This window comes from Shinella sp. GW821-FHT11G07, assembly GCF_058808115.1.
Genome location: NZ_JBXARJ010000015.1, coordinates 16,056 through 39,996, shown reverse-complemented (window position 1 = coordinate 39,996; position 23,941 = coordinate 16,056). Strand labels below are relative to the sequence as shown.

The following is a 23,941-nucleotide window of genomic DNA, read 5'->3' as shown; positions in this document are numbered from 1 at the left end:
CCGAAATTCATCACTGACATAGAATTCATCTTTCCTCGCATCGAGGCAAATTGAGTTTCCTATACAGCGTATTGAAGATATCGCGAATGAGACGAAACATATGGTCTGAAAAGCCGTGAATACGTGAATGTTGCGGCATCCTGGCGGTCGAATACACTGCGGAGAAGCTGGCAGACGATCGACACGACGACATTGATCACCTACATCGCAATCGTTACGAGCTTTGCTTTCATACCTGGTTCAGCAACACTTTTGACCATTGCCAGAGCGTCGAGTTCCGGCGTGAGGGTCGGTTTGGCGACTGGCGCAGGCATCGCCGCTGGCGACGTCCCGCACACCTTCATGGCGATCATTGGTATTTCCGCCATCATCGCCGCATCAGCCGCGCTCTTCAGCATCGTCAAGCATCTCGGGGCGGCGTATCTGGTCTATATAGGCCTACAGGCCATATTTTCCGGAACCGACGGAACCACACGCCCCAGTTCCATGCTTCCGATGACCACGGCAAAGGCATTCCGGCAAGCGGTCGTCGTGGAGGTACTGAACCCCAAGACAACGCTGTTCTTCCTCGCCTTCCTGCCGCAGTTCGTACATCCGCAAAATGGAACGGTGGTTCTTCAACTGACCGCCCTGGGGGCCATCTTCGTGATGTGCCGCCTACTCAGCACTGCGATTTTTGCGGTTTCAGCTGCGAAGCTCGGCCGTTTCCTGCGTACCAACCCGGCAGTGCAAAAATGGCAGGGCAAGATGGTGGGTGGCCTCTTTTGTGCACTTGGTGCTCGCCTTGCACTTCAGGAGCGCTAAGTGCCGTCGGCCCGGTATCCGACAAGAGCCATGGCTCTTCTGATGTCGTAGGCGAGCGCGGTCAGGCTGAACTCCCCACGCACATTCTCCAGCCCACGCGTCAGAAACGCGCCCTTAGCCGAGGTGGACACCATCGCCTCAGTGACAGCGTGCGTTGTCAACGGGTTGGGCGTTTCCATCAGGCCCCGCATCGCGGCGTTCGACAGCGGCGCCCTCATCGTCGTCCCCTTTGGAAACCCACCCGTGTTCCGACAATTGGCCTGTTGCAGCGTCCTCAAAGCCCTCGATCAGCACTAATTGAAGAGTTGCACTCGCATTGGCGGTGGCAAGCGGTGATTACGGTGTGCCGGACTACTGATAGGCAGACGGAGGAAGCTCTTGATGGGACGTGAGCTTGATTGACCTGCGTCCGTTTGCCAAAAGGTGTTCAAAGCGCATGACGTCGTTTTTGTATGCCACGCAGGAAAGCCGGCGCTTTGACTTTGGCGCCGGCTTTCACGATCTGCCAACTATCGCAACGTTTCCTGCCCCTTATCCGCATCGAGGATGGCATCAACCGAAATCATGTCGGGCATCCTGAGGGCTTTTGCTCCCCCGCGTGTCGCGAGCAAAAACACCAGGTAGACCACGCCAATCGCGAACATGATCGCAACGTAGGACCATGGCTTGGCAAACGATGCATCACGGAAGATCGCCAACTCGAACACCAGCCAGAGGATGGCCACCACAAGCACAGGGGTCTCCCATGCACCAAGACGAAAGCCATGGCTTGGCGGCAGGTTGTTGCGCTGGAACGCGTAGATCAGCACCGTCACCGCATAGATGATCGCCGGGAGCAGTGTCGCCGCCGAGAACAACGCAAACAGCGCGTCGGTCTGCTTGGCGAACAATGCCAGGATGACCTGGCCAACAACCGCCATGAACACGGTCGCGTTTACGGGCGTCTTCAGCGAGGGGCTGATCCGATGCCACAGCTGCCAGCCGGGGAAGCGCTCGTCGCGGGACATCGCCCAGACGAGGCGCGTGCCGCTCAGCAGAATCACGAGGCCGCAGGAGAAGATCGAGATGACGACCAGCACGAGCAGCAGGTTGCCGAGAACAGGACCGAGAACGCGGTTGATAACGTCGGCGATCGGTGTCGCAGAACCGCTGAGCGCGGTCGGGTCGCCGAGCAGGGCCGTAACGGCGATGAGGAACAGCATGCCGATGATGCCGAGGCTGAGGACGGCCTGCCACATGGCCTTTGGAACGACGCGCGCTGGATCGCGGGTTTCCTCGGCGAGGTTCGCAGCGGATTCGAAACCCACGATGGTGAATGCACCGAGCAGCGTACCCATGATCCAGGGACCGGCGCTCGTCAGCGTGCCGAAGGAATAGTAGCCTTCCTGCGCAACGCCTCCAGTGCTGAAGAGGTTCGAGAAATTGAGCTCGTTGTTGTACGCGCCGACAGCAAACAGCAGCACGACGAGACCAATCATGCCGACGAGCTGGATGGTCACGGCGACGGCGTTGAATTTTTGGGTGAACTTCGTTGAGAAGGCGATCATGACAGCCTGCGCGATGATCACGATGCTGGTGATCCACCAGGCGTTCTCGGCAGTTCCCTCATAGCTGAGCAGGACCGGAAGGACGGTCGAGGCGATCGTATAATCGACCGCAACAAGCACCACGGCGAGGAAGGTAAACCCGATCCAGCCCATGATCCAACCGAAGACCGGGTTGGTGAGACGCGATGCCCATTGGTAGATATAGCCTGTTACCGGAATACGGGCGGCAAGCGAACCGATGATCAGTGCGACCATGAGCTGGCCGATGACAACGACGGGCCAAGTCCAGATGCCCATCGGGCCAGAACTCGAGAGCATCGCGCCATAGGCGGTGAAGATCCCCGTGGCAATCGAGACGAAGCCGAACGCAACCGCAAAAGACTGGAACGGCGTGACGTCCCGCTTGAGATGGTCGTGATCGGCTTGCCCCGGCGCGGAGCCGGAAGTGGATAACATAGTCATTGGATTCCCCTGTTTCTTGCCCAGTTACGTCGGTTAAGCGAACTCGTGTTCGATATCGCTCCAGAGGCTGACGCGACGCCCCTTGGATTCAAAAAACTCCATCTCCCGCTTGACGCCGGCACTTTCCTGCCAGCCGGGGCCGTCAATCACGACGATCTCGTCCATGGCTTCCATGAAGACCTGGTCGATCGGCGCCCACAGCTTGCCGATACCTGCCTTGTCGAAATCAGACAGGTGGCCGTTGATCGGGTGGGACATGGAAATCTGACTGAAGACGGTGGACCCGCTCCGCGCGATCTTGGCGGCGATCGCATTCGCCTCGTTGAACCTGCGGTCGACAACGTCACGATCGGCATGACCGTACGGGCCTGCGAGAAAGATTTTTCGCATGCTGCATAAACTCCTGATTTTAAGCGTTCAGTGGTGCGTCAGTCGCGCCAGCCGCGCGATCGTTCGACGGCTTTTTTGAACAACGCGTGGTGTGCTTCGGTGACCGATCCGTCGGGCTCGTAGCGCGTGCTCCTGGCGCGGGCTGCGGTAACGTCAAGACCACAGAGCTCCGCAAGCCCAAGGGCCGTCAGTTCGTGCATCGAGGGAACGGTAATGGTGCGATTGCTGGCCGATGCGAGGAACTGGGCAAAATATGCGCTTTGCGAGAGGCCGCCATCGATCGAGATACTGGGACCAAGGTCCGTGACATCGGAGGCGGCCTTGATCAGTCCAACTGTGAGCATCGCGATGCCTTCCAGGACGGCGCGGACGAGGTCTCTCCGATCCGTGGCATGGTCCATGCCGATAAACATCGGAGCAGCGGTTCGATCCCAGTAAGGGGCTGCAAGACCGGAAAGCGCCGGGACGAAGATGATCCCGCGGCTCAAAGCTGACGGGCCTTCAAACACGCCCAGCTCTTCCAATGCAGAATAAAGGCCAATGTTTCTGGCCCACTCGAGCGCTGATCCCGCGTCGTAGACGCCGCCTTCGATGGCAAAGGCCGTGCCGCTGTCCTTCAATGCCCAGGCGACGGTCGGAAGCAGTTCTGAGCGCGGCGGGCGTTCGCTGCCGCTGACAGCGAGCAGGAATGCCCCCGTTCCAAACGTTATCTTGCAGTCGCCGGGCGCACGGCATCCATGACCGAATAGGGCCGCCTGCTGGTCCACGATGGAGGTCTTCACGGGAATGCCGTTGATCTGGCCGAAATCGTCGTTGACGTTCGCGATGCGCGGGAGGCATTCCTTGGGAACGCCGTGCAGGGCGCAAAGCTCATCGCTCCACATACCCGTCGCGAGATCAAGGAGACCGGTGCGCGAAGCCGTCGCAAGATCGGTGGCGAACACGCCCGCCAGGGAGTCGAGGAAGAATGCGTCGGTCGTTCCGAGGCGAAGGCGGCCTGCTTTGTAGGCTTCCTCGATGCTCGGAACATGACGGAGGAGCCAGGCGAGCTTACTGGCTGAGAAATACGGATCAAGCGGAAGACCGCAGATGCGCTTGGAGATTTCCTCGGCGTCGCTCCCCAGATCGGCAAGATACTTCGCCGTTCGGGAATCCTGCCACACGATCACGGGAGAAAGCGCTTCCTTGGTCTCGGCATCCCATGCCAGGCAGCTCTCACCCTGGTTTGCGATGGCGACCGCATCGACCCTCCCGGCCGCATCCAGAACGGTGACGATATTCTTTAGAAGCTCGTGCGGATCATGCTCGACCCAGCCCGCGAATGGATGATCCTGACCATGCTTGCGGCTGGCGACGATCTTCCATTCGCCCCCGTCTTCCACGACCAGGCATCGGGTTGATGTGGTTCCTTGGTCAATTGATGCGACGCGCATTCACTCTTCCTCGCTGAAGCTGAAGTGGACGCTTTGCGCGTCAGTCGAATTTTTGGGTCGTGGGACAATGATCCGGCTTTCCGGCCGCCACGTTTCTTTGCGTTGCCAGACCTCGCGTCCATCGATGGCCAATGAGAGGCTCCCCTTGGCCCTGCGCCGAAAGCGCAGTTGAAAATCCTTCAAGCCGCCAGGGAGCACTGCTCCATTCCGCAGAAGGTTCGGCACGACAAGCTTAATCGGATCGTCGTAAGTGACCTTGATCGGAGCCGCCTTCGAGGCGTTGCCGAGAAGGTCCGCAGCGAGGGCCGTTCCAATAGCCCTGCCCTCGCGGAATGCCCATCCACCGGTCTCGACGGCTCGGAGCACGTTTCCCGCCGCAAAGTAGCGAGGGTTTTCGCAGCGGCCATCCTGATCGACTGCCGGACCGGCGCTACCCCAATCGACGGCAAGCCCGGATGTGAGGAACAGCGAGGCCTCGGGCGTGAACCCACCGGAAAATAGAACGCCGTCACATTCGACTGTTTCGACGATATCGCCATGCTGGATCCTTACGGCCTCGACGCGGCCGCGGCCGAGAATATCGACGACCTGCGCACCGCGGTGGAACGGAATACCCATCAGCGACGGGAACCAGTTCAGCGGCCCGCGCACCAGGGAATGTGATCTCGGCTCAAGAACCGCGGCGGGACGCGCGCCACGGCTTACGCATGTCCAGATCGCGGAGAGCGTCACGAGTTCCGATCCAACAATGACGGGGCGTTTGAACGGCATCATATTGTGGAAGGCGACATAGGATTGCAAAGTGCCTGTCGTTACGACGCCGACCGGACGATCGCCCGTCACGAGCCGTGCGGCACGTGTCGTTTCCCGCACCCCGGTCGTCACAAGCACGCGCTGGGCTGTCACGGTCTGAAGACCAGCGGGGTTCGTGACAAGAAGTTCGCCGTCTTCTCCAAATCGGGCCACAGAGTGGCCGTATCGGAGGTCGATACCATACTTGGCGATTTCCTGTTCCAGGCGACGGCCATACGCAGCGCCAAAATAAACGCGGCCGAACTCGAACATTCCGAAGGGTGAATGGCTGCAGTGCCGCGTCGCGCCGCCAAGGTAACGCTCTCTCTCAAGGAGAGTGATCTTCCCAACGCCGGCCTTGCGCATCGCAATTGCGGCGGCGACGCCAGAAGGACCTCCGCCGATAATGATAACGTCGGACTGGCTCATTTGCCGCCCTCGTGATCGACCGCAAGCGGTGTAGCGAGACAGCCCTTGCTGATTTCGGCGAGCTTGGCGTTGCAGTAGAAGCCTTGGCAGCGTCCCATCCCTGCGCGCGTGCGCCGCCGCAGGCCACCGAAATCACCAGGCGGAAGCGGGCTGCTCAGTGTCGCTTCGATCTCGCGGCGTGTGACCATCTCGCAGTGGCAGACGATGTCGCCGTGGTTTTCGGCTTGCCAGTCCCGCGATCTGCTCTCGGCAAGATTTGGCATGCACACCTTCGGTGTCGCCTTGGAGGAGAACTCGCCGCGGTCTGCGCCACCATGCAGGTTCAGAGCATGTTGCGCGAGACCGAGAGCGGAACTGAGCCCGGTGGATCGAATGCCGCCAAGGGTAATCGCATTGTGCTCGGCGCGATGGATGACCCGGTATTCCTTCTTCTCCGTTGCGGGACGCAGACCCGCATAGACCGCCGTGACCGGAATGTGGGCCAGACCGGGGACAAGCTTGCTTCCAAGCGCGACGAGAGCCTCCAGCGTGTCGTGTTCGACCGTAGCCCGGATGCGATCGTCCTGTTCTTCGGCGGTGGGACCGACCAGGATGTTGCCGAATGCCGTGGGGCAGACAACCACCCCCTTGGTGATCTCGTTCGGCACAGGGAGAATGATCGTCTTCAACTGGCGCGATGCCGCCTTGTCGAGGACGACGAATTGGCCTTTGCGAGGCTTTATCTGGAATTCGGACTGGAAACCCAGACAGGTATCAACGTGATCGCCGAAAAGACCGGCTGCGTTGACTACCCATTTTGACCTGATGTCGCCCTGGTTGGTTTTGAGCCGCCACTCCCCGTCGAATGCCCCTGCCAGCACCTCGCACTGGCGCAGGACGGTCGCCCCAAGCGCAATTGCTTGATTGACGTAGGCAAGGGGCGCAGACCACGGATCGATGACGTGTTCGTCAAGAACATGAAGTGCCGCAACCAAATTGTCTGCCAATCCGGGCTCGACAGTTCGCGCTTCTGCGGAGGTCAACAACCGGAGACGGTCGACCCCGTTCTGGCGACCCTGCTCGGCGATCCCTTCGAGTTTCAATGCTTCATCGGCAGTCCAGGCGCAAACAAGAGCGCTTGTTTCGACCAGGGGTAAATTCATGTCCTGATGGATATCGAGGTATTCCTGTCGCCCGGCCTGAACCAATGCGAGTTCGAGGCTTCCGTTCGGCGCATCGAAACCCGTGTGAAGGATCGCGCTGTTTGCTTTGGAAGCCCCCGAAAGAATGTCCGAGCCCTTCTCGATGAGCGCGACTTTCGCGCCCGCGAGAGCGAACCGCCGGGCAACCGCACAGCCGACGATGCCTGCACCGATGATCGCGACGTCGAAAAACTCACTACCGGATAGTTGCGATTGTGCGTTCACAACATAAATTCCTACCGTTTGGTCGATTTATGACCGAACGGTAACAATAAGCGCATCATTCTGTAAAGTGGGAATCCGCGCGAACCGCACAGCCGACCACTTTCGCGTTGAATCGACGTCGATTTTTCGTATCTGGACTCTTTGCATCTCGGCCATTCGGTCGCTATATGTGGAGATGTTCTTGCGCTTTTTGACCGTTCGGGCATTTAGCGGCAATGCGTTTAGGCGCTATCGGAAAGGTTCACGAGTGCGTCCACACGAGCGTCACGAAGAGATAATCCGGCTTGTTACTCGTCGAGGAGAGGTCAGCGTGGACCAACTTGCTGAGGAGCTCACGGTCTCCCGCGAGACGATCCGCAGGGATCTTGTCGGCCTCGACGAGTTAGGCAGGATTCAGAAATTCCATGGCGGTGCTAAGCTCCGCTCCATCGCTGCGACCGAGATTGGTGGCGAAGGCCCATTTGCCGCGCGCATGGCGGAAAACCTCCCGGCCAAACGCCAGATCGCAAAGGCGGCCGCGAGCCTTCTGTCCCCAGGTGACAGTCTTTTCATCGATACGGGGACAACGACGGTTCTGTTCGCCGAAGCCATCGCCGGATTGTCAGGCTTGACGGTGATCACGAACAGTATCCGCATCGCTTCCCTCGTATCCGCCGGCGGTGAAAACAAAGTCTTCCTGATCGGTGGTGCGTTCAGCATGGACGCGTCGGAGACAGTAGGGTCGTTAGCGGTCGAGCAGATCGGCCGCTTTCGAGCGCGCCACGCGTTCCTGACCGTCGGCGCCATCGACGGAACTGGCCTACTGGACTTCGACGAGGCAGAAACGCAGATCGCCCGAGCGATGATCGAGCGGGTCGAGACGGTGACGGTACTCGCCGATGCCTCGAAATTCAACAAGCGCGGGATATTCGAGGTTACCGGCTGGGATCAAATTGGCCGCCTCGTCACAGACACCGAACCACCGACAAACATCACTCAAGCCATGGAAGCGGCCGGTGCTTCCTCCATCATCACAACCCGATATTGATCGTTCCCAAAATCACTTTTCTAAATCGACATCGCTGCGAACTAGGCTCTTGAATAGATTCGAACGGCCGTCCCCAAGCCCAAACACTCAACCCGGCCGCGCTAACGGGCATACTCCTCCAGCCAAAGGCACGCGAGTTAAGCGCGCCCCAAACGGCGATCGTGGCCCGAGGCGAGGTCTGCAAAGACGATTATCCGGCCGCGTGCCATGGTTCCGTCATCGTTTGTGACCTCGTAGATCGCGCCGGAGGGCATCTTGCCGGCAAGACGCACCAGACGGCGGGAGCTTCGGTGTGACCCGGGCGACCAAGCACAGCGCGGATGAGCCCGCAACGGATCTGCTGACCCTTCCATTGGAAGGCGCTTGCGGGCTCCCGGATTGCTTTGGATACCGCCGGTGGGGAATTTCGCCCCGCCCGGAGACCATGTGCAAATAAGGAATTTCCGGACAGAAATGCAAGAGGCCGGCTTGAAGCCGGCCCTGGAAATTACCAGCAGCAGAAGCCACCATCGACCAGCAGATCGACACCCGTCACGAAGCTTGCGGCATTCGAGAGCAGGAAGACGACCGGGCCGACCATCTCGTCGACATTTGCCATGCGCTGCATCGGCGTCTGCTCTTCAAAGAGCTTCGTCTGATGCACCATTTCCGGCCGGGTATTCATCGGCGTTGCGGTGTAGCCCGGGCTGATTGTGTTGACGCGGATGCCGCGATCGACCCATTCCATGGCCATCGACTTGGTCATGTGGATGACGCCAGCCTTGGAGGCGTTGTAATGGCACTGGCTGAGCCCGCGATTGACGATGACCCCTGACATGGAGGCGATGTTGACGATGGCGCCGCGGCCGGTCTTCAGCATGGCGCGCGCTTCGGCCTGGCAGGAGAGAAAAACGCCCTTCAAGTTGATGTCCATCATCGTCTGGAACTGGCTTTCCTCCATCTCCTCGGCCGGATTGGCATTAGCGATGCCAGCCGCGTTGACCGCGAGCGTGAGAGCACCAAGGTCCGCCTGCGTGCGGGCGATCGCATCGTTCAGCGCCAGGCCGCTGGTGACGTCGGCGGCGATCTGGATGCTGCGGCGCCCTGCCCTCGCGATGAAATCGGCCGTCTGGGCAAGGCCGTCATCGGTACGGCGGTCGAGCAGCGCGACGTCCGCACCGCATTGCGCCAGCCCCATGGCGATGCGTTGGCCGATGCCGCTGCCCGCCCCCGTCACGAAGGCGACGTTGCCGGAAAGGTCGAACAATTTCGGTGCGTTGAGCGTGATTTCAGACATGCTGCCTCTTCCCTGTTCAGATTGTCGCCAGTTCCATCACCGAGACGTCATTAGCGTCCTCGCGGTCCAGGATACCGGCCTGCTTGCCTTGTGCCATGACCATGATGCGGCTGGAGACACCAAGCACCTCCTCGAGGTCGGAGCTGACCACGATGACGGTGACGCCTTCGCACGCCAGGCCCACAATGAGATCGTAGATCGAGGAGCGCGCGCCGACATCGATGCCGCGCGTCGGCTCGTCCAGCACCACGACCTGTGGTTTGCGTGCCAGCCACTTGGCCAGCACCACCTTCTGCTGGTTGCCGCCGGAGAGCTCGCCGGCATTCTGCCCGCCGCGCCCCTTCACGCCGAAGCGCTTGATGTAATCCTCGGCGAATTCTCGGATGCGGCGCGACGAAATCCAGCCGTTCCGGGAAATCTCGCCGAGATTGGCATAGCCGATGTTTTCCGCGATGGAATGCTCCAGCACGACGCCCTGCAGCTTGCGATCCTCGGGCACGAGCACGATGCCGTTGCGGATCGCATCGATCGGTGAACGCGGCGTCACCGGCTTGCCATGCAACAGCACTTCGCCGCTTGCGATCGGGTCAGCACCGGTTATGGCGCGCACGAGCTCGGTACGACCGGCGCCCATGAGGCCGGCAATGCCGAAGACCTCGCCTTTGCGGACGGAGAAATTGATGTCGCGGAACGCCTTTGATGGCGAGGACAGGCCGCGCACTTCGAGCGTCACCTCATCCGTCGGCGTGGGCAATGCCGGGAACATGCGCTCCAGCGAGCGCCCCACCATGGCCTCGACGATGGTGCGGATCGGCACGTCGCCGCGGTCGAATTCCTGCACCTTGGCGCCATCGCGCATGACGACGATACGGTCGGTGATCTGGCGGATTTCCTCCAGGCGATGAGAAATATAGATGATGCCGACGCCTTCGGCCTTCAGGCGCTCGATCTGGCGGAATAGAAGCTGGGTCTCCTCGCCGCCGAGCGCGGCCGTCGGTTCGTCGAGAATGAGCAGGCGCGCATTCAGCGTCAGCGCCTTGGCGATTTCGATAAGCTGCTGCCGGCCGGTCGAGAGACCTTCGACGAGCCGGTCCGGCGACACGTCGAGACCGAGGCGCTGCAGGCCCGCGCGGGCGCGCTCCTCCATCGCATCGCGATCGAGGCGGCCGGATTTCATGGGATAGCGACCGACGAAGACGTTTTCCGCGATAGAGAGCTTCGGCAGGAGTTTCAGTTCCTGGTGGATCATGCCGACCCCCTCGTCCATCGCGGCACGGGGATTGGCTGGGGCGTATGGCTTGCCGAACCAGGTCATCTCGCCCGCGGAGGGCTGGACGGTGCCGGAAATGATGTTCGACAGGGTCGATTTCCCGGCACCGTTTTCACCGAGCAGCGCCACGACCTCTCCCGGATAGACGTCGAGATCGACACCGTGGAGCACCTTGATCGTACCGTAGGATTTCTGGATTCCTCGGAGCGACAGGATGGGAGAGCGGTTCGTCATGGCGCTGCTGCCTTTCTGCTATGAGCCAGGATTACGGATGGCTCTTGACGAATTCCGGCGCGTTTTCGCAGGTTGTCAGGACGGCGTTCGGTGTCTGGCGCTCTTCCACCTTCTGGCCGGCTGCGACGGCGAGCGCGGATTCGACGGCGAGAACGCCCATCTTCTGCGTGCTTTGCGTCGCGGTCGCGATGAACGGGCCCTTGCACTTGGCGAGGTATTCGAGCGCCGAGACGTCACCGTCATAGCCGCCGATGATCACCTTGTCCGAAAGGTTCGCAACGTCGACGGCCTTGGCGGCACCCATCGCGAGACCATCGGCCTGGCCAAAGATGATCGTAATCTCGGGGTTCGCCTGCAGCATGTTTTGCGCGATGGTAAAGCCTTCATCGGCCGACCACATATTGCTCCACTGCTGGTCGACCAGCTCGACGCCCTTGTTCTCGTCGATGGCGCGCTTGCAACCGGTGAAACGGTCGACTTCCGGCGTCGTGCCCTTCTGGCCGTGGATGATGGCAATCTTGCCAGACCCACCGGCCTTGCCGATGATGTACTTGCAGACTTCGTAAGCGGATTCGACGCTTTCGCCGGCGATGAAGGTGTCACCTGGCGCGCCCTCGGGCGTGCGGTCGACGTTGATGACGGGAATGCCGGCTTCGCGGGCGAGACGGGTCGGGACGGCAGCAGCAGCGGCACCGGCCGGGATGTAGATGAAGGCGTTGATGTCCTGCGTCATCAGGTCCTGCACCTGGCTGACCTGGGTATTGGTGTCGTTCTTCGCATCGACGACGACGACCTCGATGCCCTTTTCCTTGGCGTGTTTTTCGACGCCGAGCTTGATCTGGTTGAAGAAGTCAGCCTGCAGGTTCGGAACGGCAAGGCCGATCTTCTTGACTTCGGCAGCGGAGGCCGGAAGGGCGAGTAAAGAAGCAGCGGTTGCCGCCATCAGCAGTTTGGACAGTGTCATGGTTTCTCCTCCAAGTTACCCGGCAGTGCCTGTCTCCCAGAACACCACCTTCCCTTTTGCCGGTCCGCACGATTGCGGACCGTTTTCTCCACCCCGCCGCTTGGGCCGCGGGGGTGAAAGTCGTTATTTGCGCTTGCGGTAGGTTTCGGCGGTGACGGCGAGCACGATGACAGCGCCGATGATGACCTGCTGCATGAAGGGCGAGACGCTGAGCAGGTTGAGACCATTGCGCAGCACGCCTATGATGAGCACGCCGATGATGGTGCCACCGATGCCACCCGTGCCGCCCGACAGCGACGTGCCGCCGATGACGACCGCGGCAATCGCGTCAAGTTCATAGGAAACGCCCGAGGACGGCTGCACGGAGTCGAGGCGGGCCGCGAGCACCATGCCCGAAAGGCCGGCCAGGAAGCTGCACACGACATACACGAGCACGGTCGCACCCTGGACATTGATGCCGGCAAGGCGCGCCACCTCGGCATTGCCGCCGATCGCGTAGAGCACGCGGCCGCCGTGACGGTAGCGTTGATAAAGCAGGCCGACGACGAAGACCACGACCATCACGGCGACGGTCAGCGTCAGGAAGCCACCGAAGCGCACGATGGCCATCATGTTGAACCAGGCCGGAAACCCGATGATCTGCTGGCCGTCGGTGATCATGTTCGCAAGGCCGCGCGTGATCGACATCATGGCGAGCGTCGCGATGAAGGCCGGCACGTTGAAGCGCGTAATCAGAAGCCCGGCGACCAAACCGTTAAGCGACGCGACGAGCAAAGCGAGCGGGATCGCGATGCCCATCGGAACGCCGGCCGTAACATTGAGATAACCGAGCACCATCATGGCCAGCGCCATGACCGAGCCGACCGCCAGGTCGATGCCGCCGATCAGGATGACCATCGTCATGCCAACGGCCATGACGCCCAGCACCGTGATCTGGTCGAGCACGTTGAGGAAGTTGCGCACCGACAGGAACTTGTCCGTCGCAAAGGTGAGAAAGAGGCACAGCACGATGAGGCCGATGAGCGGGCCGGTGGCTCCTCGCAGCGAAGGCAACATAATACCTGCGAACCCCTGTCGCTCTTTCACATCCGCCACCATGGACACTCCTCCCGCTCGTTCGCGGCTTCGCACTTGACTTATCGCATAAATATTCAATAGCGCGTGTAAATTCGTAGCGCATCCTATTGGAGAGTGTCAAGGCCACAAGAATGAATTCTTCAGGGTCATCTAATGTTATTTTCACTTGACTTCACTATCATCCGTGCAAATATATCTATTAATGTATATTTATTCACTACGAGGGTTTCATGCAGCCGAATGATCTCGACCGCATCGCTCAACAGATCCGCCTCCGCGATCTGCAAGCGGTTTTTGAAGCTGGCGCAGGCCACATCGGTGGCGAGATGTCCGCAATCGACATCCTGACTGCGCTCTATTTCCGTGTGCTGCGCATCTGGCCGGATCAGCCGAAGCACCCGGATCGGGATCGCTTCGTGCTCTCGAAGGGCCATGTGGCGCTCGCACTGTACGTGACGCTGGCCAAGCGCGGTTTCATTCCGGAAGAAGAGGTCGCTACCTTCCTGAAGCCCCATTCGCGCCTCAACGGCCACCCGAACTGCAACAAGGTTCCCGGTGTCGAAACCAACACCGGCCCGCTCGGCCACGGTCTGCCGGTGGCCGTCGGCATGGCAAAGGCCGCCAAGCTGACGGGTGCCGTCTATCGCACCTATGTGCTGACGGGCGACGGCGAGATGCAGGAGGGCTCGAACTGGGAGGCTATCGCTTCGGCCGCGCAGTTCGGCCTCGACAACCTGGCGCTCATAATCGACCACAACCGCTTCCAGCAGGGTGCATCGCTGAAGGATACCAACAACCTTGCACCCTTCCCGGCCAAGCTCGAAGCCTTCGGATGGGATGTCACCGAGATCAACGGCAATGCCCTGGACGAGATCGTCCCGGCGCTGGAAAAACGCGGCAGCCGGCCACATTGCATTGTTGCCCACACCAACAAGGGCCACGGCATTTCCTTCATGCAGGACACCGTCGACTGGCACCACAAGGTGCCGAATCCCGAACAATACAAGATTGCCGTCGCTGAGCTTTCGGAGGCCCTGTAATGAACGCCATCACTCCTTCTCCCAAGCTGCACGACTGCCGTGACGCCTTCGTCGCCGTGCTGGAACGCCTGGGCGCCGACAATCCCAAGATCGTCGCCGTCTGCAACGACTCCGTCGGCTCCTCCAAGCTCAATGGCTTCAAGGCCAAATGGCCCGAGCGGCTCATCAATGTCGGCATTGCCGAGCAAGCGCTGGTCGGCGTCGGTGCCGGTCTTGCCAATGGCGGCCTTCTGCCCTTCGTCTGCGGCGCCGCCTGCTTCCTGACCGGCCGTTCGCTGGAACAGATCAAGGCCGACATCGCCTATTCCAACGCCAATGTGAAGCTGATCGGCATTTCCTCGGGCATGGCTTATGGCGAACTCGGCCCTACGCACCATTCCATCGAGGACTTCGCCTGGACGCGCGTTCTGCCGAACCTTCCGGTCGTCGCCCCCTGCGATTCCATCGAGACGGCAGCCGCCGTGGAATGGGCGGCATCCTATAACGGCCCCGTCTTCCTGCGCCTTTCTCGTGTCGGCGTTCCGGACCTGCTGGCGGAGGGCCACAAGTTCGAGCTGGGCAAGGCCAGCCTGCTGCGCGAAGGCGATGCCGTCACGCTCATCGCCAATGGCACACTCACCCATCGCATGGTGAAGGCCGCCGCAATCCTTGCCGAACGGGGCATCGAGGCCCGCGTCCTCAATATGGCGACCGTGCGCCCGATCGATGTCGAGGCGGTGGTGTCTGCCGCCCGCGACACCGGCGCGATCGTGACGGCCGAAGAGCACTCCGTCTTCGGCGGCCTCGGTTCGGCGATTGCCGAAGTCGTAGTGGCGGAAAGCCCGGTGCCGATGAAGATCCTCGGCGTTCCCGGCATCTTCCCGCCCACCGGCTCGGCGGAATTCCTGCTCGACGAATTCGGCATGTCGCCCACGGGCATCGCTAACGCCGCCATGGACTTGATCGCGCGCAAATCTTCCCGCACCTGATCGTGCGCGACTAGATTGCGTGCCGGGCGCGGTAATACCTCCCGATGCCGCGCCCCCCCCCCTCTTCTTCCGCCGACCGGAGCCGCCATGACGACCGCCATTCTCGCCATCGACCAGGGCACCACGAACTCGAAGGCCGTGCTCGTTTCCACACACGGCAACATTCTCGCACGCGGTTCGTCTCCCGTTGGCATCGAGCATCCGCAGCCGGGTTGGGTGGAGCAGAGCCCGTTGCGGCTCTGGCAATCCGTGCAGGAAGCCATCGCCACCTGCCTTGCGGCCGCGCCGTCTGTCGAAATCCTTGGCATCGCCATCTCCAACCAGCGCGAATCCGTTACCGTCTGGGATGCTGATAGCGGCAAGCCGTTTGGTCCCGTGGTCAGCTGGCAGTGCCGCCGCAGCGCACCCGCCTGCGCCGAGCTGATTGCCGCCGGCCATGCGCCGCGCGTCCAGGCTCTCACGGGTCTGCCGATCGACCCGATGTTCCCCGGCCCCAAGATGAAATGGCTGCTGGATCGCGTACCCGCCGGAAGCAAGGTGCGGCTCGGCACGATCGACGCCTGGCTGATCCATTGCTTCACGTATGGCGCAGTACACGCCTGCGACGCAGCCAATGCCGCGCGCAGCCAGCTCTACGATCTCAACGAACGGGTGTGGAGCGACGAGCTCTGCGATCTCTTCGGCGTGAGGAAATCCGCCCTGCCGGAGGTCCGCGACAGCGCCTCCCGCTTCGGCGTCACGAAGAACGTGCCCGGCCTTGCCGATGGCATCCCGATTGCCTCCGCCATCGGCGATAGCCACGCTGCCCTGTTCGGCCACGGCGCCTTCAATCCCGGCGACGGCAAGGTGACCTTCGGTACCGGCTCGTCGATCATGACGACCCTGCCCCGCTTCATCGCGCCGCAACAGGGCATCACCACGACCGTCGCCTGGTCGATCGGCGGCAAGCCGACCTATGCCTTTGAGGGCAATATCCTCGTCTCCGCCGCCTCGCTGCCATGGATGGCCGACATGCTCGGCCTTGCCGATGTGCAGGCGCTGACCGAACTGGCGGCGACCGCCCCCGCCGGCGGTCCTGGCTTCGTCCCGGCTTTCGTTGGCCTCGGCGCGCCCTATTGGCATTCCGATGCCCGGGCACTGTTTTCCGGTATCACCTTCAACACCAGCCGCGCCCAGATGGCACGCGCCGTGACGGACAGCATCGCCTTCCAGGCTCACGACGTCTTCAAGGCCATGTCGTCGCAATCGCCGACACCGCTCGGCCGCCTCTATGCCGATGGGGGGCCGAGCAAGAACACGTTCCTTATGCAATGCGTCGCCGATACGCTAAATCACGCAATCATCCAGTGCGATGCACCGGAAGCCTCCGCCTTGGGCGCCGCCTATCTCGCCGGCCTGACGCTTGGCGTCTGGCCGGACCTCGCGGCCATCGCTGCCTTGCCGCGCGCCGTGAATGCCATCCCCCCACAGGTTTCCGATGCCGCGGATCGTCTGCTCGTCTGGCAGGACGCAATCTACCGCTCGACCGTGCCGGGCCCTTCCTCTATGAGTGAATAAAAATTCACCCCCGGAGGCTCCATGGGACGGCTCAACGAGTTACGACTGATTGCCCGCATTGCTCAGATGTACCACATCGAAGGCAAGCGGCAGGCTGAGATCGCAGCGCTCATGCATATGTCGCAGGCCACCGTTTCGCGCATGCTGAAGCGGGCGGAGCAGGAAGACATTGTGCGCACGACGGTCATTCCGCCGGCCGGCACCTTTGCCGACCTGGAAACCGCGTTGCGCGAGCGCTATCGCCTCACCGAAGCCATCGTCGTCGACTGTTCGGAGGATCGCGACGGCGCGATCATGGCGCGCATCGGCGAAGCCGCGGCCCACTTCCTCGAAGTCACGTTGCAGCAGGATGAAATTATCGGCGTCTCGAGCTGGAGCCAAACGATCCTGCGCATGGTGGATAACATCCACCCGCTGAAAAACGCCAAGGCCAAGTACATCGTGCAGATCCTTGGCGGCATGGGCGACGCTTCGGTCCAGACCCACGCGACGCAACTGACCGCCCGCCTTGCCAGGTTGACTGGCGGCGAGCCTCGGCTTCTCCTCGTGCAAGGCATCACCTCCTCGCGCGAAGCGAAGCTCGTCATGCTCGCGGACCCGGTGGTGCGTGAGACGATGGACCTCTTCGGCCGCCTCAGCCTCGCCATCGTCGGCATCGGCGCGGTTGAGCCATCGGAGCTTCTTGCCCGATCCGGCAATACGTTCTCCCGCCAGGAAATGGCGATGCTGCAAGAGGCAGGTGCGGTCGGCGAAATTTCGTATCGTTTCTACGACCAGGACGGCAAGCCCGTCGAAACACCGCTCAACGACCGCGTCATCGGCCTTTCGCTGGAGGAGCTGCGAAAGACCGCCCGCGTCATGGCGCTCGCGGGCGGAGAGTCGAAAACCCAGGCCATCGCCGGCGCCCTGAAACTGGGCGTCATCGATGTGCTCGTCACCGACAAGTTCACTGCGGCACGGCTCACAGCCTGATCCATCCCGGATTGGACATCGGCCTGCTGCGCATTATGGAGAAAAGACCATGACACGTTTTGCAGGCCAAACGGTATTCGTCACCGGGGGCAACAAAGGCATCGGGCGCGGTATCGCCAAGCGCTTTGCCGAAGAGGGGGCGAAAGTCGCGATTGCAGCAATTGAGAAAGACACCGTGGACGCCGCCGCCGCACTCGCCAATGAGACCGGTGCCGAAATCCTTGGTCTCGCGCTGGACGTGACCGACGCCAAGGCCGTGCAGGAAGCCTATGGCGAGGCCGAAGCCAAACTCGGCGCGATCTCCGTTTCCGTGCAGAATGCCGGCGTCATCACCATCGCCAAGGTCGAGAACCTGACCGAGCGCGAATGGGACCTCAATCTCGACGTCAACACCAAAGGCGTCTTCCTGTGCTGTCAGGAGGCGATCCGCCGGTTCCGCGCCAGCGGCACGAAGGGGCGCCTCATCAACACCGCCTCCGGGCAGGCCCGCCAAGGCTTCATCTACACCCCGCACTACGCCGCGTCGAAATTCGGCGTGGTCGGCCTGACCCAGAGCCTTGCCAAGGAACTGGCGCGCGAAGGCATCACCGCCAACGCCATTTGCCCCGGCATCATCCACACCGAGATGTGGGACTACAACGACCGCGTCTGGGGCGAGATGCTCGGCGAATACGGACCGGGTGAACTGATGGCCGAATGGGTCGAAGGCATCCCGATGGGCCGGGCGGGCACGCCAGCCGAAGTCGCCGCGCTCGTCGCGTTTCTCGCATCCCCCGATGCCGCCTACATCACCGGCCAGACGATCAACGTCGATGGCGGGCTGATCATGTCGTAAGACGGGGCTAGCCTGCGGACGCTACCTGTTTCAAGCAAATGCGCGCCTATCGGCGCGCTTTTGCAGGGAGCGATCGTTTTTGCAATAAACCAACACCGATCTTACTCTTGAAAGGAATCGAACCGTCGACCACGACAGGCTTGACAAGCTCAAAGACTCGCCAAACTTCTGGGTCGGCATCCACACCATGTGCGAGCCAGTTCGGAACCCGCACTGGTGGGCTCGCCCAGGACGGCCACCAAGCCGCTGCACGAAAACCAGGCGCTCAACAGATCTTCGGCGGCGACGTCAAGCCGCCCCTACATCCTAGGCGTCCGGTTCATCGCCCGATGAGCCGACCCCAGCGCATCGCACGCGCTCCGGCATCCTCGGAGTGCTGGCCAGCAATTGCCGTGTGTAGGGGTGCGCCGGGCGCGCGAGTATATCACGAGTCGCCCCCTGCTCGACGATCCTGCCCTTTTCCAGCACGACCAGCCTTTCGCACAGCAAAGCCACAAGGGCGATGTCGTGCGAAACGACGACGAAGGTCATACGCGTCGACAGGCTGCGGAGCAGGTCGATGATGCGGGTGCGGGTCGTCAGATCCAGCGCGCTCACCACCTCGTCGGCAATGATCAGGTCGGGATTGGCGACAATCGCCCGCGCGATCGCGATGCGCTGGCGTTGGCCGCCGGAAAACTCATGCGGATAGCGCCGCGCCGCATCGGCTGGCAGGTCCACATCCTGCAACGCCTGTTCGACAGCAGCGGTGATATCGGTCTCGATCTTCAGGGAACGCAGCGGCTCGGCGATGATGTCGAACACGCGCTGGCGCGGATCGAGCGAGGAATAGGGATCCTGGAAGACCGCCTGCACGCTGCGGCGAAAGCCCCGCAGGAAACCGCGATTGGCGGCGTCCAGCCGCTCGCCCCGGAACGAGATCGCGCCGGAGGATGCACGCTCCAGTCCGAGCAGCAGTTTCAGCATGGTGGTCTTGCCCGAGCCGGACTCGCCGACAATGCCGAGATTGCTGCGGGCCTCGACGGCAAGGTCGATATCCTGCAGCACCCTGCTGCCTCTGCCATAGGAGAAGGAGACGCCGGACAAGGCGAGAAGCGTCATGGTGCAAACTCCAGCGCGGCATCGAAGGCGCGGGCGGCCGCGACCAGGCCTTCGGTATAGGGTTGTGCGGGCCGGCCGAAGAGCGTGCCGACGGGCCCCTCCTCGATCAGCGCGCCATGGCGCATCACCAGCGCCCGCTCCGCCACGGTCGCCACCACCGGCAGGTCATGGCTGATGAAGAGCAGGCCCATGCCCTCGTCGCGCACCACCGTCTCCAGCAGTTTCAGTATTTCGGCCTGCGTGGTCACGTCGAGTGCGGTGGTCGGCTCGTCGGCGATCAGCAGTTTCGGCCGGCAGGCGAGCGCCATGGCGATGGCCCCACGCTGGCGCTGGCCGCCGGAAATCTCATGCGGAAAGGCGCGGGCGATGCGCTCGGGCTCTGGCAGGGCGACACGCTCCAGGAGGGCAAGGACGCGCGCCATCACCTCCGCCCTGCCCGGCTTCGTGCCGTCCCGCAAGGCCCGGCGGCGCACCACCTCCGCCACCTGGTCGCCGATCCGCATCAGGGGATCGAGCGCCGTCATCGGCTCCTGGAACACCGCCGCGACACTGCGCCCGCGCAGGGGAACGAGGTCGCGGTCACGCGCGCCGATGACCGGGTGCCCATCGAGGGTGATCGAGCCGGTGACGCGCATGGTCTCCGGCAGAAGCCCCAGCACCGCGAGCGCCGTCAGCGACTTGCCCGAGCCGGATTCGCCGATGAGGCCGACCCTTTCGCCGGCGGCGATGGAGAAGGAGATGCCGGACACGAGCGGGCGCCCGGAAGTGCGGATGTGGAGGTCCTCGACGGACAGCAAGGTGCTCACCGGCTCCTCCTGCGGGTGGGGTCGGCGGCCTCGCGCAGGCCGTCGGCGAACAGGTTGAGGCCGATAACCAGCGACACCAGTGCAAGGCCCGGCGCGATGGCCCCGAACGGCGCCGTGTAGACGGAGGCCTGCGCTTCCTGGAGAAGCCTGCCCCAGGAGGCATTGGGCGGCGGCGCGCCAAGCCCTAGATAGGAGAGCGAGGCTTCGGCGATGACTGCGAGGCCGAATTGCATGGCGAAATTGACGATCAGCGTCGGCCAGATATTCGGCAGCACATGGATGCGCACGATGCCCGGCGAAGAGGTGCCGGAAATGCGCGCCGCCGTGATGTAGTCCATGGACAGGATGCGCTTGGCGAGGATGCGCGTCAGCCGCGCCACGATGGCCGACCCGGCAATGCCGATTGCGAGGATCGCGGTCCACAGGCTGGCACCATCGCTGGAGGCGACGATCAGCATGGCGAGCAGCAGCGTCGGGAAGGCGATGAGGATGTCGAGTGCTGCGGCCAGCACGTCGTCGAGCGTGCGCGTGACGAAGGCGGCCAGCACCCCGATGGTGACGCCGATCAGCGCGCCTAGCGCAACCGCCCCGCAGCCGACGACGAGCGCGATGCGCGAGCCGATCATGATCTGGGTCATCAGGTCGCGGCCGAGCCGGTCCGTACCGGCCCAGTGGACGAACGAGGGCGCTTCGAGACGCCCGCCGACCATGTCGCCCACCGCATAGGGCGTCCAGACGAGCGAGAGCAGAGCGATCGCCAGATGCAGGCCGACCAGCAGGCCGCCGACCATGAGCGGCCAGGGCATGGAGGGTTTTGGATGCGCGCCATCGCCGGCGGCGTGGGTGTCGCTCATGCCCCACCTCCGGCCACGCGGCCGCGCAGGCGGGGATCGATCAGCCGCTGGATGAGATCGGCGGCAAAGCCGACCAGCAACACCAGCAGCGTGGAGACGAAGAGCACGCCCTGCACATTGGGATAATCACGCTGCTCTATGCCGAGCAGCAACATGGAGCCGAGGCCCGGCAGGGCGAACACCCGCTCCACCACCACGGCGCCAAGCAACGTGGAGGCGAGTTCGATGCCGAGGACGGAAATGACCGGCACCGCGCCGTTGCGGATGCCGTGGCGCACCAGCGCCTCTGAAAAGGTGGCGCCGAGCGCGCGGGCGGTGCGCAGGTAATCGCTGCCGAGCACGTCCTGCGTCGCCGAGCGCACGTAGCGGATGAGCGAGGCCGACATGACGATGGCGATGGTCGCGACGGGCAGCACGAGCGCCTGGAAGGCCGCACCCGTGGACTGCCAGCCGCGCGACGGGAAGCCGCCTGAGGGAAACAGCCGCAGATTGACCGCAAAGACCGTGGCCAGCAGGATGCCGATCCAGAACACCGGAATGGCGATGCCGAGTTGGGAGACGACGGAGATCAGCCCGCCATACCACCGGTTCTGGCGCACGACCGAGAGGATGCCGAGCGGCACGGCAATGGTGACAGCGACAAGGAAGGCGAGCAGCGTCAGCGGCACCGTGACGACGAGGCGCTTGCCGATCTCGGCAAGCACCGGCGCACCGCTGACGAAGGAATTGCCGAGATCGAAGCGCGCGAGGTTTCCGGCAAAACGCAGGAATTGTTCATAGAGCGGCAGGTCAGAGCCCACCTGCTTGCGGGCGGCCTCGATCTGCGCCGCGTCGGCACCCACGGAGACCAGCGCACTGGCGGGATCGCCCGGCAGGAGGCGCAGCAGCACGAACAGGATGACGGCAGCAATGACGACCGACAACGCCAGGATGGCCGAGCGGCGGAGTATGTAGGAACGTATGGTCTTGACCTCTCAAGCGCGGACGCCGCCGGACCATAGGTCAGGCGGCGTATCGTGTCGAGCATGCCCCTTGCGGGTGGACGGTTACTCGGCTGCCTTGGTGATGCCGTAGGCGAAGAACTGCGAGTTCAGGCCGTTGAGCGGATAGCCGCTGACCGTCGCCTTCGACACAACGATCTGCGGATAGAGGTAGAACCAGTTGCTGGCCGCATCCTCCGCGATGATCGTGTTGGCTTCCTTGAGCTTTTCGACCTGCTCGGCGTCCGTGGCGCTGGATTCCGCCTGCTTGATCAGGTCCACGACCTTCGGATTGTTGTAGCCCCAGTAGAAATCGGGGTTGCCGTAGAACACGATGTCGCGGTGGTTGACATGCTCCTGCAAGGTCGCCTGGAAGTCATGCGCCTTGTAGATCTTGGTGTACCATTCGTTGGCGGTGATGACGTTGATCTCGACCTTCACGCCGATCTTGGCCAGCTCGCTCTGGATGAACTGCGCGGCAATCGGATGCGGGTCGTAGTTCGGCGTATCGATGGTGAAAGTGAAGCCGTCGGGATAACCCGCTTCCTTCAGCAGCGCCTTGGCGCTTTCCGGATCGTAGGCCTCGACCTTCGTCAGGTCGGCATACCATGCATCGGTTGGCGGCACGAAGGAGCCGATCAGCGTGCCATAGTCGCCCCACACGGCCTTCAGCAGCTTCTCGTCGTCGATGGCGCGGGCGAGCGCCTTGCGGACCTTCACATTGTCGAAGGGTGCGACGCGGTCGTTATAGGCCAGCAGCAGCTTCGTCGTGGACTTGCCTTCGCTGACGGTGAATTCCGGATTGTCCTTGAACTGCGCCAGAGAATCCGGGCTCTGCACGGAGGTGATGATATCGACCGAGCCGGTGAGCAGCGCGTTGTTCAGCGCCGTCGCCTCGGTGAAATACTGGAAGACGACCTCGCCGTTCTTCGGCTTCTCACCCCAGTATTTGTCGAAGCGGGCGATCGCCAGCGACGAGCCGCGACGCCATTCCTGGAGCGCATAGGGGCCGGTGCCGTCTTCCTTCGCCTGAAGGTCCGTCGCCTCGTCGTTGACCACCCAGACGTAGCTCAGATTGTAGGGCAGCGAGATCGAGCGCGCGGCAAGTTTCACGATGACCGTCGCATCATCCGGCGTCTCGATGCCGGCGATGGTCTTCAGGCTGTTCTTGCGCGAGCTTTTCGAGGCCTCGGCGGTAACCCGCTCGATTGAGAATTTCACGTCCTGCGCCGTCAGGGGCGCGCCGGAATGGAAGGTCACGCCCGGTTGCAGCGTGAACGTATAGGTCAGGCCGTCTTCGCTGACCTTGGTGTCTTTCGCGAGCACCGGTTCCACCGTGCCGGTATCCGTCAAGCGGAACAGCGCCTCGTAGACATTGCCGTTGAAGGCCTCGTTGATGCCCTGGCCGGCGCCCGCGGTATTGTCGAGGTTCTGCGGCTCGTAGAGCGAGCCGATATTGACGGTCGCGTCCGGATCGCTCTCCGCGGCAAGCGCGGGGCCAAAGGCACCCATGGCGAGAACGACGGCAAGTGCCGTCGTCACAGCCCGGTTGCTGCGCCCTGCCGCCTGGTTGCGGGTTTCAAAACCGCTCATCTCGTTCTCCTGTTTCAAGCGGGCCGATGCAAAGGCCCATCATGGGCGGGGATTGTACGTATCCTCGTTGCCACGCGATATCCGGTTCCACTCCAATTTGCGGAATTTAAAGGGAATTGTCTTT

At 62.3% G+C, this 23,941-nt stretch carries 22 protein-coding genes; 7 read left to right on the top strand and 15 right to left on the bottom strand.

All coding sequences use genetic code 11. From position 1 onward, the window contains the following. Positions 1 to 192 precede the first annotated feature (192 nt). Positions 193 to 804, top strand: coding sequence for a LysE family translocator (locus AC1RT2_RS25005; protein WP_493106292.1), 612 nt, complete (start codon positions 193 to 195; stop codon positions 802 to 804). Here the strand turns inward: AC1RT2_RS25005 and AC1RT2_RS25000 are convergent. The 6 genes from AC1RT2_RS25000 to AC1RT2_RS24975 all read right to left on the bottom strand — a co-directional run bounded on the left by AC1RT2_RS25000 (position 801) and on the right by AC1RT2_RS24975 (position 7,263). Continuing rightward, positions 801 to 1,022 (bottom strand): hypothetical protein, encoded by a 222-nt coding sequence (locus tag AC1RT2_RS25000; protein WP_493106290.1) that lies wholly within the window; start codon positions 1,020 to 1,022, stop codon positions 801 to 803. The genes AC1RT2_RS25005 and AC1RT2_RS25000 overlap by 4 nt on opposite strands. Before the next feature lie 291 nt (positions 1,023 to 1,313). Then, the gene (locus tag AC1RT2_RS24995; protein ID WP_493106288.1) at positions 1,314 to 2,813 is read right to left on the bottom strand and encodes an amino acid permease; all 1,500 of its coding nucleotides are present in this window, start codon (positions 2,811 to 2,813) and stop codon (positions 1,314 to 1,316) included. A 33-nt stretch (positions 2,814 to 2,846) separates the two neighbouring features. Further along, positions 2,847 to 3,203 carry a DUF1937 family protein gene (locus AC1RT2_RS24990; RefSeq protein ID WP_493106286.1) on the bottom strand — a complete coding sequence of 119 codons (357 nt, stop codon included), beginning with the start codon at positions 3,201 to 3,203 and terminating at the stop codon, positions 2,847 to 2,849. 38 nt (positions 3,204 to 3,241) lie between these two features. Beyond that, on the bottom strand, positions 3,242 to 4,636 hold the full coding sequence (locus AC1RT2_RS24985; RefSeq protein WP_493106284.1) for an FGGY family carbohydrate kinase: 1,395 nt from the start codon (positions 4,634 to 4,636) through the stop codon (positions 3,242 to 3,244). Then, on the bottom strand, positions 4,637 to 5,857 hold the full coding sequence (locus AC1RT2_RS24980) for an NAD(P)/FAD-dependent oxidoreductase (RefSeq protein ID WP_493106283.1): 1,221 nt from the start codon (positions 5,855 to 5,857) through the stop codon (positions 4,637 to 4,639). It abuts the gene before it with no gap. Next, positions 5,854 to 7,263, bottom strand: a complete 1,410-nt coding sequence (locus AC1RT2_RS24975) for an NAD(P)/FAD-dependent oxidoreductase (RefSeq protein WP_493106282.1) — start codon at positions 7,261 to 7,263, stop codon at positions 5,854 to 5,856. Before AC1RT2_RS24975 ends, AC1RT2_RS24980 begins: the two co-directional genes overlap by 4 nt. Positions 7,264 to 7,510: 247 nt before the next feature. On the opposite strand from AC1RT2_RS24975, the gene AC1RT2_RS24970 reads away from it, so the two are divergent. After that, a complete protein-coding gene (locus tag AC1RT2_RS24970; RefSeq protein ID WP_493106506.1) occupies positions 7,511 to 8,290 on the top strand; it encodes a DeoR/GlpR family DNA-binding transcription regulator in 780 nt (259 codons plus the stop codon). Between the two features lie 487 nt (positions 8,291 to 8,777). Here AC1RT2_RS24970 and AC1RT2_RS24965 read toward each other — a convergent pair whose 3' ends face one another. From AC1RT2_RS24965 to AC1RT2_RS24950, 4 genes are all read right to left on the bottom strand, one after another. Beyond that, a complete protein-coding gene (locus AC1RT2_RS24965) occupies positions 8,778 to 9,566 on the bottom strand; it encodes an SDR family oxidoreductase (RefSeq protein WP_493106280.1) in 789 nt (262 codons plus the stop codon). 16 nt (positions 9,567 to 9,582) lie between these two features. Next, entirely contained in the window at positions 9,583 to 11,070 is a 1,488-nt protein-coding gene (locus AC1RT2_RS24960) for a sugar ABC transporter ATP-binding protein (RefSeq protein ID WP_493106278.1), read from the bottom strand. Positions 11,071 to 11,101: 31 nt separating this feature from the next. Continuing rightward, positions 11,102 to 12,034: a substrate-binding domain-containing protein gene (locus AC1RT2_RS24955; protein WP_493106276.1), complete on the bottom strand. Its 933-nt coding sequence runs from the start codon at positions 12,032 to 12,034 to the stop codon at positions 11,102 to 11,104. Positions 12,035 to 12,157: 123 nt separating this feature from the next. Further along, positions 12,158 to 13,132 carry an ABC transporter permease gene (locus AC1RT2_RS24950; RefSeq protein ID WP_493106274.1) on the bottom strand — a complete coding sequence of 325 codons (975 nt, stop codon included), beginning with the start codon at positions 13,130 to 13,132 and terminating at the stop codon, positions 12,158 to 12,160. 209 nt (positions 13,133 to 13,341) lie between these two features. Here AC1RT2_RS24950 and AC1RT2_RS24945 point away from each other — a divergent pair, with 209 nt between their 5' ends. From AC1RT2_RS24945 to AC1RT2_RS24925, 5 genes are all read left to right on the top strand, one after another. Continuing rightward, positions 13,342 to 14,151 carry a transketolase gene (locus tag AC1RT2_RS24945; protein WP_493106272.1) on the top strand — a complete coding sequence of 270 codons (810 nt, stop codon included), beginning with the start codon at positions 13,342 to 13,344 and terminating at the stop codon, positions 14,149 to 14,151. Then, the gene (locus tag AC1RT2_RS24940; RefSeq protein ID WP_493106270.1) at positions 14,151 to 15,119 is read left to right on the top strand and encodes a transketolase family protein; all 969 of its coding nucleotides are present in this window, start codon (positions 14,151 to 14,153) and stop codon (positions 15,117 to 15,119) included. Before AC1RT2_RS24945 ends, AC1RT2_RS24940 begins: the two co-directional genes overlap by 1 nt. Positions 15,120 to 15,206: 87 nt before the next feature. Continuing rightward, complete coding sequence (locus AC1RT2_RS24935; RefSeq protein ID WP_493106268.1) at positions 15,207 to 16,676, top strand: FGGY family carbohydrate kinase; 1,470 nt, start codon at positions 15,207 to 15,209, stop codon at positions 16,674 to 16,676. A 21-nt stretch (positions 16,677 to 16,697) separates the two neighbouring features. After that, complete coding sequence (locus tag AC1RT2_RS24930; protein WP_493106266.1) at positions 16,698 to 17,648, top strand: sugar-binding transcriptional regulator; 951 nt, start codon at positions 16,698 to 16,700, stop codon at positions 17,646 to 17,648. Between the two features lie 49 nt (positions 17,649 to 17,697). Next, complete coding sequence (locus tag AC1RT2_RS24925; RefSeq protein WP_493106264.1) at positions 17,698 to 18,483, top strand: SDR family oxidoreductase; 786 nt, start codon at positions 17,698 to 17,700, stop codon at positions 18,481 to 18,483. 306 nt (positions 18,484 to 18,789) lie between these two features. Here the strand turns inward: AC1RT2_RS24925 and AC1RT2_RS24920 are convergent, their stop codons facing one another. From AC1RT2_RS24920 to AC1RT2_RS24900, 5 genes are all read right to left on the bottom strand, one after another. Continuing rightward, positions 18,790 to 19,584, bottom strand: a complete 795-nt coding sequence (locus AC1RT2_RS24920) for an ABC transporter ATP-binding protein (RefSeq protein WP_493106262.1) — start codon at positions 19,582 to 19,584, stop codon at positions 18,790 to 18,792. Continuing rightward, on the bottom strand, positions 19,581 to 20,390 hold the full coding sequence (locus AC1RT2_RS24915) for an ATP-binding cassette domain-containing protein (RefSeq protein WP_493106260.1): 810 nt from the start codon (positions 20,388 to 20,390) through the stop codon (positions 19,581 to 19,583). The genes AC1RT2_RS24920 and AC1RT2_RS24915 overlap by 4 nt, the downstream gene beginning before the upstream one ends. Beyond that, the gene (locus AC1RT2_RS24910; RefSeq protein ID WP_493106258.1) at positions 20,387 to 21,244 is read right to left on the bottom strand and encodes an ABC transporter permease; all 858 of its coding nucleotides are present in this window, start codon (positions 21,242 to 21,244) and stop codon (positions 20,387 to 20,389) included. The genes AC1RT2_RS24915 and AC1RT2_RS24910 overlap by 4 nt, the downstream gene beginning before the upstream one ends. Then, positions 21,241 to 22,194 (bottom strand): ABC transporter permease, encoded by a 954-nt coding sequence (locus tag AC1RT2_RS24905; RefSeq protein ID WP_493106504.1) that lies wholly within the window; start codon positions 22,192 to 22,194, stop codon positions 21,241 to 21,243. Before AC1RT2_RS24905 ends, AC1RT2_RS24910 begins: the two co-directional genes overlap by 4 nt. A 96-nt stretch (positions 22,195 to 22,290) precedes the next feature. Next, positions 22,291 to 23,817 carry an ABC transporter substrate-binding protein gene (locus tag AC1RT2_RS24900; protein ID WP_493106256.1) on the bottom strand — a complete coding sequence of 509 codons (1,527 nt, stop codon included), beginning with the start codon at positions 23,815 to 23,817 and terminating at the stop codon, positions 22,291 to 22,293. Between the last annotated feature and the right edge of the window lie 124 nt (positions 23,818 to 23,941).